Raw genomic sequence first — 15,195 nt, forward strand, 5'->3', positions numbered from 1 at the left:
AGCCGCCATTCAATAGGGCGGCTGCTTTTTTCGTTTCCTAAACGAGACAGAGGGACCACCCGTGGCAGGTGGTCCCTCTGTCTTTACTTATGAGCGAGCCGTCAACTGGCAACCGGTATGGTCGGTGACGAGCACGTTGTTGTTGAAATATTGGCCGTCGCTCTTGAGGACGAGCGACAGTTTTTCGGCGTTGTAGTCGAGCGTCATCTTCTCGTCGAGGAAGTGGCTTGACCAGCGTTTGACGAGGACAGGACCGAGGTTCGACTCGATCGTGATGTCCTCAGGCGTCGCCTCCTTGACGAAGCGGATGCTGAAGATGCCTGAATTGCCGCATCCGCATCCTTCCGTGTCGTAGAAGAGATGAAGCTTGCCTTCCGTATCCTGCTTCAACGCATCGATCCGCTCGATGGCTGATGGTGTGAATGTCAATTCCATCAGGAACACCCCTTTTTCTTTTAGCGTACGCCTTATGAGCCGTCACTTCAAGCGGTCTGCTTCTTGCGCAGGCGGAGCAGCAGGAGCAGGTATCCGGCGATCAGGACGATGACGGAGACGAGCGCGACGGTGCTGACGAGACCGTTGTCTGACGCGGCATTGATGCCGATATAGGCCCAGACGAAGACGAGCGGATAGATCGGGTCATTGTTGCCGAGCATGAACAGCAGGGCGAGCGCGACGCCGACGCCGAGCATGATCATCGTCCACTCAGCATCGCCGAATCCGAGAAGGACGTCGTTGCCGGACGTCTCCATCAGCAGGAAGACGTTCGCGATCGTCGCGACGCTGACCCAGCCGATGTAGATCGAGAACGGGGCCTTGAAGCGCAGGTTCTTCGTCGTGCTGTCGATCTTCCAGTAGATGACGACGAGCGACAGCAAGAGGACGAACATGACGATGAGCGAGGCCGGAAACCATTTCATCGAGAACATGGCGAGCCAGGCGCCGTTCGCGAGACAGCTGACGAAGAACCAGGGACCGATTTTTCTGCTGATTTCGTTCTCCTTGAACTTCGGGATCGTCTGCAGGATGAGCCAGACGAGGAGCAGCGCGTAGATGAGTCCCCAAATCGAGAAGACGTAACCGGCCGGCTTGAACAGCGTATCGATCGTGTCCGAGATGCGTCCCGTCCGTCCGCCATCGAGAATGTTCGCCGTCACCATGATGACGAAGCCCGCCCAGTTCAGCCAGACCCAGGACTTGCTTACCGATCGTTCTTTTTTCGCGGTAATGGATGTCAAAAAGAAAACCCCCTTTGTAGGAGGTTTACCCGCTCGAAGCGGTCGTCATGCGTCTCGAAGCTTCGTCGGATCGAGGAAAGACATCCCGATCGAGTGGTTTCCGGTATGGGAGCCGAGCACCGGTGTCAGGTCATCGATGCGGATAGTCGCATCGAAGCGGCCTTCAAGCTCCTTCTTCCACTCGAGCGCGAGCTCATATGCGCCGGCATGGAAGAGCGAGACATCCGTCACCTCGCCCTTCTCTAGGATCGCGATCAGGTGGTCGAGGATCGTCCGCTGTGCCTTCTTCGTCGTCCGGACCGTCTGATACGGGACGATCTTGCCGTCCTCGAAGTGGAAGAGCGGGCGAAGTTGGAGCATGTTGCCGACGAACGCCTTCGTCGAGGAGATTCGCCCGCCCGCCTGGAGCTGGTCGAGGTTGCCGACCGTGAACTCGATGTGATGATCAAGCCGTCGCGCAAGGAGGTGCGCCTCAATCTCTTCCGGCGTTTTGCCCGCTTCACCCATCTCGACTGCTTCCGCGAGCAGTTGGCCTGCCGGATAGATGCCACACCGTGAGTCGACGGCGATCAGCCGGAAGCCGGCGATGTCCGCGCCCTGGACGGAGGCATTGTACGTGCCGCTCAGCTCGCTCGACAGATGGACGGCGATCCCGAGGTCATATTCTTCCTTCAGTCGTTCATAAGCTTCCGCGAATGAACCGATTGACGGCTGGCTTGTCGTGACCTTATGTCCATCTTCGATCCATTGATAGACCGTTTCCGCCTGGACGTCGACGCCGTCGATGAAAGACTCTCCGTCGCGCAGCACCTGGAGCGGCACGACGGTCAGGTCAGGGTGGTTGGCGATAGTGTCTGGCAAGATGGTCGTACTGTCAGTGATCCACGCGATTTTCATGAGAAATCCTCCTATATATTAGTACCTAGTATTAATTGTAGGTGGAATACGCTGGAGTGTCAAACCACTTCCCTATTTTTTCGCAAACGGTTGCAGAATCAGCTGGATGCGCTATAATCGGGTTCATAATACTAAACTCAAAGTAATGTCTCACTAAACTCGACCGAATCGGAACAGGAGGGACGCGATGCGTAAAATCGGACAGAAGATCAAAAATCTTAGGCTTCAAAAAGGACTGACGCAGGAGGAACTCGGAGAACGTACCGATCTCAGCAAGGGCTATATCTCGCAACTCGAGCGTGACCTCAGCTCGCCATCGATCGAGACGCTGTTCGACCTGCTCGAGGTGCTCGGCATCTCGCCGCATGAGTTCTTCGCGGAAGGGGTGCCTCAGAAAATCGTTTACACGCAAGAGGAAGCGACGGTGTCCGTCGACATGGAGCGGGGCTACCACGTCTCCTGGCTGATCCCGGAATCGAACGAGAAAAAGATGGAGCCGGTCCTGCTCATGCTTGAGCCGAACGGGGCGTTCAAGCAGTATGAGCCTTCTGCAGCCGAGACGTTCGTCTACGTGCTCGAGGGGACTGTCACCCTCATGTTCGGTGCGCATACGTTCGAGGCGAAGACAGGGGAAGCCCTCTACTATCTCGCGACGGAACCGCATCAATTGAAAAACTTGACGGAACGGCCGGTGCGGATGCTCGTGATCGCGACCGATTCCTATCTATGAAGGAGGAAACACTTTTGACAGACCAGCCAATCATCCAATTCAACGGCGTGACGAAACGTTACGACGACATGACAGTACTCGACCGGGTCAGCTTCGAAATCGAACGGGGGAAATTCTATACGTTGCTCGGGCCTTCAGGCTGCGGGAAGACGACGGTACTCCGCCTGATCGCAGGTTTCGCCGAGGCGACGGAAGGGGACATCCTCTTCCACGGAAAGCGGATCAACGACGTGCCTGCGAACAAGCGTCAGGTCAACACGGTCTTCCAGGACTATGCGCTGTTCCCTCATCTGAACGTCTTCGAGAACATCGCCTTCGGCCTACGGATCAAGAAGATGAAGGAGGCGGACATCAAGCAGCGCGTCGCCGACGCCTTGAATTTCGTCAACCTGACAGGTTACGAGTCGCGTGAGATCACGGAGATGTCAGGCGGTCAGCGCCAGCGCGTCGCGATCGCCCGCGCGATCGTCAACGAGCCTGAAGTCATCCTGCTCGACGAGCCGCTCTCGGCACTCGATCTGAAGCTGCGGACCGAGATGCAGTACGAGCTGCGCGACCTGCAACGCCGGCTCGGCATCACGTTCATCTTCGTCACGCATGACCAGGAGGAGGCGCTCGCGATGTCGGACGAGATCTTCGTCATGAACCACGGGAAGATCGAACAGTCCGGCACGCCGACCGACATCTATGACGAGCCGATCAACCGGTTCGTCGCCGATTTCATCGGGGAGTCGAACATCGTCCCCGGACGGATGGCCGCCGACTACCGCGTCGCGTTCGCCGGCAAGGAGTTCGAGTGCGTCGACAAGGGACTCGAGCCGAACGAGCCGGTCGAGGTCGTCATCCGTCCGGAGGACCTCGAAATCGCGACGACGGAGAGAGGGAAGCTCATCGTCACGGTCGACTCGCAACTGTTCCGCGGTGTCCACTATGAGATCGCCTGCATCGATGAGGCGGGCAACGAATGGCTCGTCCACAGCACGAAGAAGGCGACGGTCGGTGAGACGATCGGACTCGCCTTCGATCCGGAAGCGATTCACGTCATGCGTCTGAACGAGACGGAAGAGGACTTCGACAAGCGGCTTGAATCGTACGACGGGGTGCTCTGATGCACAAGCGTAACTGGTACCTCATCCCGTACTCGCTTTGGATCGCGCTCTTCGTCATCGCGCCGATCGTCCTGATCGTCTACTATTCGCTGCTCGGGCTCGACGGCGAGTTCACGCTCGCGAACTACGAGAACTTCTTTACGTCGACCTACCTGACCATGACGCTCAGTTCGTTCTGGTATGCGTTCCTGATCACGCTGTTCTCGCTGCTGATCGGATATCCGACGGCATATCTCTTGACGCGGACGAAGCATAAGCAGCTCTGGCTGCTCCTAATCATCCTGCCGACGTGGATCAACCTGCTGCTCAAGACGTACGCCTTCATCGGATTGTTCAGCACGTACGGATTCGCGAACCAGGTGCTTGAGGCGATCGGCATCGGACGCAAGCAGATCCTGTTCACGGACTTCAGCTTCGTCTTCGTCTCGGTCTACATCTTCATCCCGTTCATGATCCTGCCGATCTTCAACGCGCTCGAGAAGCTGAACCCGTCGCTCGTCGACGCCTCGCGCGACCTCGGTGCCTCGAACTGGACGACGTTCCGCCGCGTCATCTTCCCGCTGACGCTCGACGGCGTCAAATCGGGGGCGCAGCTCGTCTTCATCCCGGCGCTTTCGCTCTTCATGATCACGCGCCTGATCGCCGGTAACCGCGTCATCACGCTCGGGACGGCGATCGAACAGCACTTCCTCGTCACGCAGGACTGGGGGATGGGGGCGACCATCGCCGTCTTCCTGATCATCGCGATGGCGATCATCATGGCTCTTACGAGCACGAAACGCAAGAAAGGGGTGACGTCATGACGAAGAAATGGAAAATCTCGAACCTCTATTTGATCCTCGTCTTCGTGATCCTGTACGCACCGATCGTCTACCTGTCGATCTATTCGTTCAACAGCGCGGACAACATGACGAACTTCGAGAGCTTCACGTGGGATTGGTACAAGGAGGTCTTCCAAGACGGACGACTTCTGATCATCGTCCTGAACACGCTCGTCATCGCGCTGCTTTCTGCTGCGATCTCGACGATCCTCGGCGTGATCGGAGCGATCGGCATCCATGCCGTGCGCCGTAAACGCGTCGAGACGTCGCTGCTTACGCTCAACAGCATCCTGATCGTCAGCCCGGACGTCATCATCGGGGCTTCCTTCCTGATCTTCTTCACGATTCTCGGGATCAAGCTCGGCTTTACGTCCGTCCTGCTGTCGCACATCGCCTTCTCCGTCCCGATCGTCGTCATCATGGTGCTGCCGAAGCTCCAGGAGATGAGCCCGACGCTCGTCGACGCGGCGCGCGACCTCGGGGCGAGCCGGCTCGACGTCCTGACGAAGGTCATCCTGCCGTACATCACGCCGGGCATTTTCGCCGGATTCTTCACGGCGCTGACGTATTCGCTCGACGACTTCGCCGTCACGTTCTTCGTCACGGGGAACGGGTTCACGACGCTCTCCGTCGAGATCTACTCGCTCGCACGCCAGGGCATCTCGATGAAGATCAACGCACTCTCGACTTTGATCTTCCTCTTTACGCTCGCACTCGTGCTCGGCTACTACTTCTTGAACAAGCGGCGCGCAGAGCGCCCGCTCGTCCGTCCGGAGGTGAGCTGACATGAAGAAGCTTGTACAGCTTTTCGCCTTGATCTTCCTGCTGTCAGCGGCAATCTTGTTTGCACTCGACCGTCTCAACGCGACGCAAGGGTACTCGGGTGAGAACGTCCTGAACATCTACAACTGGGGTGACTACATCGAACCGGAGCTGATCGACCAGTTCGAAAAAGAGACTGGCATCAAAGTCGTCTATCAGACGTTCGACTCGAACGAGGCGATGATGACGAAGGTCGAACAGGGCGGGACGACGTATGACATCGCCGTACCGTCCGATTACGCGATCGCGAAGATGATCGACGAGGACCTGCTCATCCCGCTCGATCAATCGAAGATCCCGAACGTCAAGCATATCGACCCGCGCTTCCTCGACGTCTCGTTCGATCCGGGGAACAAGTACTCGATCCCGTACTTTTGGGGGACGGTCGGGATCGTCTATAACCGTGACCTGATCGGCGGGGACGCGATCACGAGCTGGAAGGATCTGTGGAAGCCGGAGTACAAGAACCAGATCCTGCTCGCCGACGGCGCACGCGAGGTGATGGGGATGAGCTTGAACAGTCTCGGCTATTCACTCAACGAGACGGACGAGGCGAAGCTTCAGGAAGCGAAACGCAACCTGATGGAGCTGACGCCGAACATCAAGGCGATCGTCGGCGACGAGATCAAACTCCTGCTCGCGAACGAGGAGGCAGGGATCGGCGTCGTCTGGTCCGGGGATGCGAACGAGATCATGAGCGAGAACGACAAGCTCGACTACGTCGTACCGAGCGAAGGCTCGAACGTCTGGTTCGATAACATCGTCATCCCGAAGACGGCGAAGAACGTCGAAGGGGCGCATAAGTTCATCGACTTCATGCTCGATCCGGAGAACGCGGCGAAGAACACGGACTATGTCGGCTATTCGACGCCGAACAAGGACGCGCTCAGACTGCTCGATCCGGAAGTGGCGGAGGATGAACGCTTCTATCCGGGAGAAGACGTCACCGACAAACTCGAGGTGTACGAGAACCTCGGCAAGGAGATGCTCGCGCACTATAATGAGCTCTTCCTCGAGTTCAAGATGCACAGTAAATGAATTGGACCGGGGCCTGTCATCAGGCTTCGGTTTTTCTTTTGAAATATTTTTTAGGAAAATCTCTGGAAAATGAGTATTTTTGAGAAAAGGGGGAATCAGTAATTTTATAAAGGGGGATACAGAGATGAAACAATTTTTTGGACTTATGATGACCGTCACCCTCGCTTTGAGCATGTTCGGAGGGAATTCACATACAACGCAAGACGCGGAAGCCGCTACGAAAACGGATGTCCAGTGGCTCACGCAAGTGAAGGAGAAGGCGGGTGCCGCGCAATCGGTCGACAAGAAGGCGACGCTTCGTAAGACGACGCTCGCACAGCTACATAAGCTGTACAAAGGGGAAAAGAATTCGAAATGGTGCCAGAGCGGGAACGGGCTCGTCACGGCTGACGCAAGCACACACTATTGCGCCGAGTACGGTGTAGCGGACTCGAAGGCGAAAGTCGAGGCGATCGTCTACGATCCGAGCAAGCTCAAGCGAACGCTCACTGTCGAGGAAGTGAAGCAGGTCTTCCCGAAGGCGAAAGTCGACAAGATGTTCAACGTCATGATCGTACCGGTCAAGGACGTAAACATTTATCTAAATTTAAATTCTAAACGAACAAAAGTCGTATCGGTTCTAGTAAAATATGAATAACCAGAAAAAGGATGACCTCGAAGGGCATCCTTTTTATTTAGCGTTCATTTGTATCGGCGCAAGGTCCTTATAGGTACAACGAATCAATTCAAGCAGGTCTTCTGGTCCCATCTGACTGACCTTTTCAGCCGGGATATGGCGTCCGACGAGGAATTCCGCCTTCTTGACGTCGCGGAAACGTTCGAGTCCTGCCGCCAGGTCCGCTTCATGGATCGGCGTCGCGTCTTTCTTCATATGATCGTACGAGACGACATAGTCCTCAGGAAGCGCCTCGAAGCGTTCGAGTTGCGAAAGCATCTTCTCCGCATACCGCCCTTTGTTCGGCAGCTCATAGATATAGGCGAGCCAGATGAACAGATGATCGTCGAACAGCCCGACCTGGAAGTGCGGATGTTTTTTATAGCCGCGCTTGTCCGGTGAGAACGCCATCCACGTGTCGTTCGGCGGATTGACGGTCCGGCGGGCGTGTCGTGCGATATGGACATGGACGTCCTCGCCGAGCAGCATCGTCAGGTCAGGGGAGACGGCTTCCCCGATTGCCCGGAAGTTCGGCTGGATGCGCTCCTTGATTGCGGTCATCCGGTCATCGAGACCGTTGATGTGAAACGTGTCGAATGCAGATTGATCAAAACCTTTGAACATGTGATCCCTCCTCCTTCAAGTAGTGTACCAAATTCAAGCGTTTCGAATGGACATTATGCTCGGGGGAAGGTGATAATGGAACAGGAAATGAATTATCAGAAAAATACAGAAATTTGAATAAAATCACAGGGAGGGGACATAGGCATGCGGCGGTTCCAACAATACCTACTCAGAAGTTGGCTCATCTTCTTCATCGCAATCATTGGAGTCGATGCCTTGATGCGGGCAAAAGGATACGACCTCGGCATCGACTTGTTCACGTTCATCTTCATCGTCGCCCTTGGGATCGTATTCGTCATCGATCCGGTCAGAAGGCGGCATATGAGTTTTACATTCCATTTTGGATTCGTCCTGTTTACGTTCCTGACGTACGGACTGATCTCAGCCGTCTGCGTCGGACAGCTCGTCCTCCTGTTCTATCAGCTGCGAACGGCCCATACGGCAGTCGGACGGCGGCGGATGCTACATAACTATCCGTTCAACGCGATGCTCGAGCTGATGCTGATCCTGCCCGCAGGTCTCGCATATGACGCGCTCGGCGGGAAACACGGGCAAGCGTTTTCACTTTTTGACAATTGGCTTGCACTGCTCGTGATGGTCCTGATCATGTGGACGATGCTGATGTTCCAGTACAAGGCTTCAGCCTACCTGCTCGGCGAGTACCTGACGAAGGAGGACATCATCCCGCTGATCCGCTTCGAAGCAGTCGTCATCACGGCGGAACTCGTCTTCGGCAGCTTCAGTACGCTGATGGTCCAGAACAACGGCATCAGCGCACTCGCGATGGCCGCATTCGCCCTGTTCCTGATCAAGCGTTCGCTCGGCAGCTCGGTCAACGCATCCGACCGGATCCAGAAATGGGAGAGCATCGAACGATTGAAGGAGGCGGCATGGAAGGATGGGGACTCCCAGTTCATCATCGAACAATACTTGCGGCAGCTCAACCAGTTCGTCCGTCCTGAACTCGCCTGGATCAAGTTCGTCTTCCCTAAAGGCGAGTCGGTCTATTACTCACTGAAGGACGGACGGAAGCTTCAGACGGACCGCGTCGAGGGTCGCGTCATCGAGGAAATCACCGGTAAGGAGGAGCTTCTTCTCTACAGCGTGCAACAGGAGTGGGACATCCGCCTGTACGATCAGCTCGACGAGAACCTGCAATCGGTCCTCTACATCAATCCGGAAGCTACCGAGACGATCAACTGCTCGCTCCTGCTCGCCTCCGAGTCGAGCGGCGAGTTCACGAACGAGTTCGGTCATGAGCTCTATCGTGCGCTCCGCGTCCTCTCCTGGGCGGTCGAACGCTCGCTCGAACGCGAACGTCTCCTCCATGACAGTCGTACGGACGCGATGACGAACCTGCCGAACTACCGGGCACTCCAAGAGTGGGGCGACCGCCGGATTCGGCAGGAAGACCTCTATCCGTTCTCGGCGCTCATGATCGACCTTGATCATTTCAAGTACATCAACGATACGTACGGACATGAGATCGGCGACCGCGTCCTCTGCGAGGTGGCGAAGATCCTCATGAAGACGACACGTGTGACGGACCTGGTCGCCCGCTACGGCGGAGAGGAGTTCGTCGTGCTATTGCCGAACACGGACCTCGACGCGGCTCAGTACGTCGCAGAACGCATCCGTGAGACCCTCCAGGCATCGCCGATCGTCGTCGGTGACGCGATCATCAACGTCACGGCGAGCATCGGGATCGACACGCTCCGTGAGCTCGGCGAGCTCGCGAGCCTGATCCGAAACGCCGACCGCGCCATGTACGTCGGTGCGAAGTTCCAAGGACGCGACCGCGTCGCGATCTACAAGGACTGGAAAGAAAAGGCGGCGCTTTGACGTCTTCGATGAATGGAAATTACAAGGGACTCACTCAAAAGTCCCTTTGTGAACGACATACGGGGGCGGATCTCGAATCCGCTCCCGTATTCTCGTCCAGACGACATCACTCGCCTCCTGCAGGGAAAATCGCGCTGTCTTGACTGAGGAAAGCGAGTAAAGGGAGAGTGATCACTTGTTGAACCTTCTAGATGGACGACCAAGGAGACGAATAAAGAGGAAGGATTCGGCCGGGGCCGAATCCTTCCTCTTTTGGTCTGTCGATCAGGCATGGACCTGTTGCGATCGAATCTCGCTCTCGATCGCATGGATCGCAGCTGACCAGGAACCATAACGATGAAGCAGAGCCTTCGTAGAAGGCTTGTTGTTGCGTTTCGCCCATTCACGGTATGCCTCGAACGAAAGTGAGAAACCTACTTCTTCGATGGCCTGTCGCAGCGATGCGGCGAGCTCTGCCTTGGAGTAGGTGACGCTGGCTTCGAGACCGGCCGCCGTGCAGGCGTCATGCCATGACCCGAACATCTTGACGATGTGGTAGTGGCTAGGAGCGTGGTGGACGGTCTTGCGCCACTCCTGATACTTCTTGAGCGTGATCGTCGAACCGACGTCCTGTGCGTATCTCTCGAAGGATTTCAAAATCTCTTCCTTCGTATACTTAGGCGCTTTCTCAAGCGACTCGCGTTGAAGGTCGATATTCCATTCATACCCGGCAGCAGAAAGAGCTTCTGCCCATGAGCCGAATTGGCGAATGATCACTTCTGGCTGGTGCCAGCCATGTTCAAGGGCGTAGCGACGATAGACAGTCCGGCGCGGCCGTTCTTGAATGAGTTCTCCTACCTCCTTGATGGCAGCGATCATCTCTAACTGTTCTTCTGTCCATACACGCTGGACGGGAAGTACACGTTGTTTCAAAGTAAGTCCTCCTTCCTAGGGTTTCTGATTGAGGCAAAAGTCCTCTTTACACACGATATATCGGATGATTTCCATTAAATGTGAAGCGAATTGAACTTAAATTGTAAAAAAAGTTAACAGGAATTCTTATTAATCAATTAATTATAAGAGTCATTTCCCTCTTGTGGAACAAAAATATGCGGAAATTTGAAAAAAATACACGAAATGGGACTTAAGAATCAAAGTTAGGAATCAGGATGACGATGGAAAAACCAGACCCGCAGCGCTACGGGTCTGGTCAAGAGAATGCTATTACTTGCCTTCGATCGAAGCCCACTTGTACGAAGTATCTGCTCCGAACGAGTGGTTGACGACGTCTTTGACGTACGGCTTACGCATGAGCGCGACACCGCGTTGGTACATGACCGAGATTGCCTGCTCTTCTTCGAGGAGGACCTTCTCTGCGTCTTTGAGTGCCTGCCAGCGTTTCGCTTGATCCGTCTCTTTTTGTGCCGATTTGATGAGGTCGTCGTACGCTTTGCTTGAGAAGCCGCCGCGGTTGTACGGTCCGCCAGTCATCCACATGTCGAGGAACGTCATTGGATCCTGGTAGTCAGGGCCCCAGCCTGCGAACGAAAGCTCGAACTGGCCTTTCGCCTCGAGGTCGAGTTTGTTCTTGAACGGCTGCTGCTTGATTTTGACTTCAAGACCTGGAAGGTTCTTCTCCCATTCGCCTTTCAGGAACTCAGAGATTTTCTTCGAGTTGTCGTCATCGTAAGCGAGGAGCTCGAGCGTGACTTTCTTCTCGCCGACAGCTTTGAGACCTTTCTCGAATGATGCTTTTGCCGATGTAGCATCGAATGAACCGAATCCTTCGTTGCCTTCACGGAAGTCCGCGCCGTCCGGTCCTTTGACGAAGTCTTTTGGCACGTAGTAGTAAGCAGGGATCGAACCGTTGTTGAGGAGGACTTGAGCCATCTGCTCCTTGTCGTATCCTTGGTCGATTGCCTTACGGATATCTTTGTTCTGGAGCGCTTTGTTCTTGAAGTTCATTTGGATGTAGAACATCGCAGAGTCGAGGCGAGTCTGGAAGTCTGCGTTATCCTTGTACTGATCGACGAATTCGCTTGTCAGACCGACCGTATCGATGTCGCCTTTTTCGTAGAGGTTGACGGCTGTCGAAGTTTCCTTGACGACCTTCGTGTTGATCTCTTCGAGCTTGACGTTCTCAGCATCCCAGTACTTGTCGTTCTTGACGAGTGACCAGCCGACTTCAGTTTTCCAGTTAACCAGTTTGAACGGTCCGTTGTAGAGGAAGTTCTCCGGCTTGAGCGCGAACTGATCGCCTTTAGATTCGACGAACTCTTGCTTAAGCGGCATGAACGGTCCGAATGCAGTGAGGCCAGTGAAGTAAGAAGCTGGTTGAGTCAGCTTGACTTCGAGCGTCTTGTCGTCGACAGCCTTGACGCCGACATCTTCCGGCTTACCTTTGCCTGTGTTGTATGCTTCCGCACCAGCGATGATGTAGAAGACGTATGCGTATTGCGATCCGCTCTTAGGATCAAGAAGATGTTTCCACGCGTACTCGAAGTCTTTCGCGCTGACAGCGCTGTCATCCGACCACTTCGCGTCACGGAGCTTGAACGTGTATGTAAGTCCGTCTTCGGAAACTTCCACGCTCTCTGCCATAGCTGGTTCTGGCTTCTGGTCCTTGCCTGTACGGTAGAGACCTTCCATTACGTTGTTGAGGACGTTGAATGAAACAGAGTCAGTCGCGACAGTCGGGCTGAGTGCCGGGATGTCCGATCCGCTTGTGATGTTGAGGACCTGTTTGTCAGCCGGCTTAGAAGCGCCTGTGCTTTCAGTTTCTTTTTTCGTTTCCTCACCTGATGAGCAGGCAGCTAGGCTTGCGCCGACGAGTGATAGTGCTCCGACGAGTGCGAATGGTTTTTTCTTCATGATTACGAATTCCCTCCCAAGAATGGATGTATGTTTTGTTGAAGAGTTCCCAAGATGATAGCGATCCGGCGTCCCAAGATTCAAAATAAAAGGGGTCATCGCCTGTTAAGTCGAGTAGTGGAAAGCACCGGATCAACTTGTTACCAATAATAAATACAATATTCAGAAAAATCAATACATTATTTTCTGATTATTTCAAAATTATTAAAAAATTGTGGGATAGCAACGTTTTCCGTGTCAAAAAAAATTTAATATTTACATCAAATGTAAAATTATCCAAACAAAAACCCCTGCACGTCAGGCAGGGGCGGACGGGTCAATTCAGCTGATCGATGTAGGCGAGGGCGGACGCCACATGATCTTTCACCTTCACATCGCGCCACTCATGGATGAGTTCCCCGTCCTCGTCGATCAAAAATGTCGAGCGGACGATACCGTGGTATTCTTTTCCATAATTCTTCTTCAATTGCCAGACATCGTATGCTTCACAGACCGTATGGTCAGTGTCTGACAATAATTCGAACGGAAGTTCATATTTCGCGATAAAGTTCTGGTGCCGTTTCGCACTGTCGGCAGAGACGCCGAGGATGACTGTGTTCTTTGCCGCGAAGTCGGCGTGGGCGTCACGGAAATCGCAGGCCTCAGTCGTACAGCCGGGCGTCGAGTCCTTCGGATAGAAGTAGAGGACGACCCGCTTGCCGCGGTAGTCACTGAGGGAAATCGATTTTCCTTCGGCGTTCGGCAGGGTGAATTCAGGTGCTTTCATCGAAAATGCCTCCTTAACCAAGCTCGAGGTTGAGCTTGTTTTCGTATTTGGCGAGCTTTTCCTGCAGACTCTCCTTGAGCGGTGTGAGCGCATCGATATACTTCGCGTAATCCTCACCGGTCGCGGCCGTCTTCATCAGCAGTTCCTGCTCGTCCCCGTACCATGCCGTGTAATCGGCATAATAGTCGGACAGTACGTCCGGATTCTCCTCGTTCGAGAGCGCCGGGCCGAGGATCATCAGGAAGTTGCTGTTCATCTCGAGCGCCATGTAGTCGGTCTGGGCGTTGACACGCGTGAACACCTCATCCTGCTTGTCTTCCGCCGTGTTGCCGATTTCATCCGCCGCGTCCGCGTTGACGCCGTACTCGTTGACGTCGACGTCCTCGAAGATCTTCGCGAGCGAGCGGAACGTATCCGGTTCGAACTCCGCCGGGATGAGAGCGAGCTTCCACTCGCCGTCCTTCTTGATGACCAGCTTCGATCCGCGGTTCGGGAGCGGTTTGCCGTCCTCGCCATTAAATTCATGGATGATGAAGGCGACGTCACCTTCACGCCACGTCTTGACGACCTTACCCGGCTTCAGGCGAAGGGCGTGCGCACCGGTCGCGAGCGGCTCGAGCAGCTTCGCGTCGCCCGTGTAGTCGACCTTGGCAAGCGCTGCGCTGTCCTCTTTGCCGCTCTTGCCGAGCGAATCCTGATACGTTTTATAGAGGGAAGCGATCACCGCGTCCTCGCTTTGTTTCGCATCCTCGGTCTTCGGGGATTCAGTAGGGGAAGGCGATTCGCCGGTTCCGCAAGCTGTCAGAAACAGGCTCGAGGCGACGGCGGCCGTCAGAAATCGTTTCATATATGAGTTCCTCCTTGAAAGGTTTCGTTTCATCTACCATACAGGAAATTCGCTTTTTTAGGTAGCGAGTCGCTACACTGGAAGAAAGGGAGATGAACAATAGCAATTGAATAAATAGACAAATGGTATGGCATGTACCTGAATATGGACAGGATTGGACCATCCCAGCTATGCTTCGCTTGGAAACGGAGGCAGTTCAAGAGCTTCGGAAGTACAAAAAATAAACTGAAAGGGGGATGAAGAGGTTGTTGAGGGCGTACAAGACAGAGATCCGACCGACTGAAGGACAGATCATTCTGATCCATAAGACCATCGGCACTTGTCGTTATGTCTACAACCTGTACCTTCAAAAGAACAGAGAAGCGTACGAGGCAACTTCTTCCTTCCTCTCCGGGTATGACTTCTCGAAATGGTTGAACAATGAGCACGCGACGCAGGATGAGTTCGCCTGGATCAAGGAAGTGCCCAGCAAGGCGGTCAAACAGGCCATCATGAACGCGGACGTAGCCTACAAACGATTCTTCAAGAAGCTGTCCTCTTCCCCTCGCTCCAAAAGAAAGAGCGACTATGGTTCGTTCTACTTGGTCGGTACGATCCATGTGAAGAGGCATCTCATTCAGCTGCCTAAGCTTGGGAAAGTGAAGTTGAAAGAAAAGGGATACATTCCTTTCGACGGCGTGAAGAGCGCGACGGTTTCCCGCGAAGGGGATCGGTACTTCGTCTCTGTGTTGGTCGAAGAGCCTTCTCGTGTCGTTCAAAAGCATGGCCAGACAGATGGGATCGGTATCGATATGGGGATCAAAGAGCTGCTGTTTGACTCGGACGGGAACGCTGTCGCGAACATCAATAGGTCGAATCAGATCATCAAGCTGACGAGGAGCCTGAAGCGTCAACAGCGCAAGCTGTCTCGCCGCGTCAAAGGGTCTGAGAACTTCAAGAAACAGAAGGTCATCGTG

At 54.5% G+C, this 15,195-nt stretch carries 16 protein-coding genes; 8 read left to right on the top strand and 8 right to left on the bottom strand.

The window, feature by feature from the left end:
* Nucleotides 1-87: 87 nt before the first annotated feature.
* From DFG60_RS10735 to DFG60_RS10745, 3 genes are read right to left on the bottom strand one after another with little or no spacing between them, the layout of a single operon-like run.
* Nucleotides 88-435, bottom strand: a complete 348-nt coding sequence (locus DFG60_RS10735; protein ID WP_114571772.1) for an iron-sulfur cluster biosynthesis family protein — start codon at nt 433-435, stop codon at nt 88-90.
* 47 nt (nt 436-482) lie between these two features.
* A complete protein-coding gene (locus DFG60_RS10740; RefSeq protein WP_232818697.1) occupies nt 483-1,238 on the bottom strand; it encodes a tryptophan-rich sensory protein in 756 nt (251 codons plus the stop codon).
* Nucleotides 1,239-1,283: 45 nt separating this feature from the next.
* A complete protein-coding gene (locus DFG60_RS10745) occupies nt 1,284-2,135 on the bottom strand; it encodes a DegV family protein (RefSeq protein ID WP_114571773.1) in 852 nt (283 codons plus the stop codon).
* Between the two features lie 187 nt (nt 2,136-2,322).
* Between DFG60_RS10745 and DFG60_RS10750 the strand changes: the two genes are divergently transcribed.
* The 6 genes from DFG60_RS10750 to DFG60_RS10775 all read left to right on the top strand — a co-directional run bounded on the left by DFG60_RS10750 (nt 2,323) and on the right by DFG60_RS10775 (nt 7,292).
* Nucleotides 2,323-2,865 (top strand): helix-turn-helix domain-containing protein, encoded by a 543-nt coding sequence (locus tag DFG60_RS10750; RefSeq protein WP_114571774.1) that lies wholly within the window; start codon nt 2,323-2,325, stop codon nt 2,863-2,865.
* Complete coding sequence (locus DFG60_RS10755; RefSeq protein WP_198661587.1) at nt 2,862-3,974, top strand: ABC transporter ATP-binding protein; 1,113 nt, start codon at nt 2,862-2,864, stop codon at nt 3,972-3,974. Before DFG60_RS10750 ends, DFG60_RS10755 begins: the two co-directional genes overlap by 4 nt.
* A complete protein-coding gene (locus tag DFG60_RS10760) occupies nt 3,974-4,777 on the top strand; it encodes an ABC transporter permease (protein WP_114571776.1) in 804 nt (267 codons plus the stop codon). Before DFG60_RS10755 ends, DFG60_RS10760 begins: the two co-directional genes overlap by 1 nt.
* Nucleotides 4,774-5,580: an ABC transporter permease gene (locus DFG60_RS10765; protein ID WP_114571777.1), complete on the top strand. Its 807-nt coding sequence runs from the start codon at nt 4,774-4,776 to the stop codon at nt 5,578-5,580. The genes DFG60_RS10760 and DFG60_RS10765 overlap by 4 nt, the downstream gene beginning before the upstream one ends.
* 1 nt (nt 5,581) lies before the next feature.
* Entirely contained in the window at nt 5,582-6,655 is a 1,074-nt protein-coding gene (locus DFG60_RS10770) for an ABC transporter substrate-binding protein (protein ID WP_114571778.1), read from the top strand.
* Nucleotides 6,656-6,779: 124 nt separating this feature from the next.
* Nucleotides 6,780-7,292, top strand: a complete 513-nt coding sequence (locus tag DFG60_RS10775; protein ID WP_114571779.1) for a hypothetical protein — start codon at nt 6,780-6,782, stop codon at nt 7,290-7,292.
* Between the two features lie 33 nt (nt 7,293-7,325).
* On the opposite strand, the gene DFG60_RS10780 is transcribed toward DFG60_RS10775, so the two are convergent.
* Complete coding sequence (locus DFG60_RS10780) at nt 7,326-7,934, bottom strand: YktB family protein (RefSeq protein WP_114571780.1); 609 nt, start codon at nt 7,932-7,934, stop codon at nt 7,326-7,328.
* Nucleotides 7,935-8,078: 144 nt separating this feature from the next.
* On the opposite strand from DFG60_RS10780, the gene DFG60_RS10785 reads away from it, so the two are divergent.
* Entirely contained in the window at nt 8,079-9,776 is a 1,698-nt protein-coding gene (locus DFG60_RS10785) for a GGDEF domain-containing protein (protein WP_114571781.1), read from the top strand.
* Nucleotides 9,777-10,040: 264 nt separating this feature from the next.
* Here DFG60_RS10785 and DFG60_RS10790 read toward each other — a convergent pair whose 3' ends face one another.
* From DFG60_RS10790 to DFG60_RS10805, 4 genes are all read right to left on the bottom strand, one after another.
* Nucleotides 10,041-10,688 carry a homing endonuclease associated repeat-containing protein gene (locus tag DFG60_RS10790; protein WP_114571782.1) on the bottom strand — a complete coding sequence of 216 codons (648 nt, stop codon included), beginning with the start codon at nt 10,686-10,688 and terminating at the stop codon, nt 10,041-10,043.
* 291 nt (nt 10,689-10,979) lie between these two features.
* On the bottom strand, nt 10,980-12,626 hold the full coding sequence (locus DFG60_RS10795) for a peptide ABC transporter substrate-binding protein (RefSeq protein ID WP_114571783.1): 1,647 nt from the start codon (nt 12,624-12,626) through the stop codon (nt 10,980-10,982).
* Between the two features lie 316 nt (nt 12,627-12,942).
* Nucleotides 12,943-13,392 carry a thioredoxin-dependent thiol peroxidase gene (gene bcp, locus DFG60_RS10800; RefSeq protein WP_114571784.1) on the bottom strand — a complete coding sequence of 150 codons (450 nt, stop codon included), beginning with the start codon at nt 13,390-13,392 and terminating at the stop codon, nt 12,943-12,945.
* 13 nt (nt 13,393-13,405) lie between these two features.
* Nucleotides 13,406-14,239: a hypothetical protein gene (locus DFG60_RS10805; protein ID WP_114571785.1), complete on the bottom strand. Its 834-nt coding sequence runs from the start codon at nt 14,237-14,239 to the stop codon at nt 13,406-13,408.
* 236 nt (nt 14,240-14,475) lie between these two features.
* Between DFG60_RS10805 and DFG60_RS10810 the strand changes: the two genes are divergently transcribed.
* Nucleotides 14,476-15,195: RNA-guided endonuclease InsQ/TnpB family protein (locus tag DFG60_RS10810; protein ID WP_157964535.1), on the top strand; the 720-nt coding region annotated here is incomplete at its 3' end.

The organism is Exiguobacterium flavidum (assembly GCF_003344535.1).
GTDB classification, from domain to species: domain Bacteria; phylum Bacillota; class Bacilli; order Exiguobacteriales; family Exiguobacteriaceae; genus Exiguobacterium_A; species Exiguobacterium_A flavidum.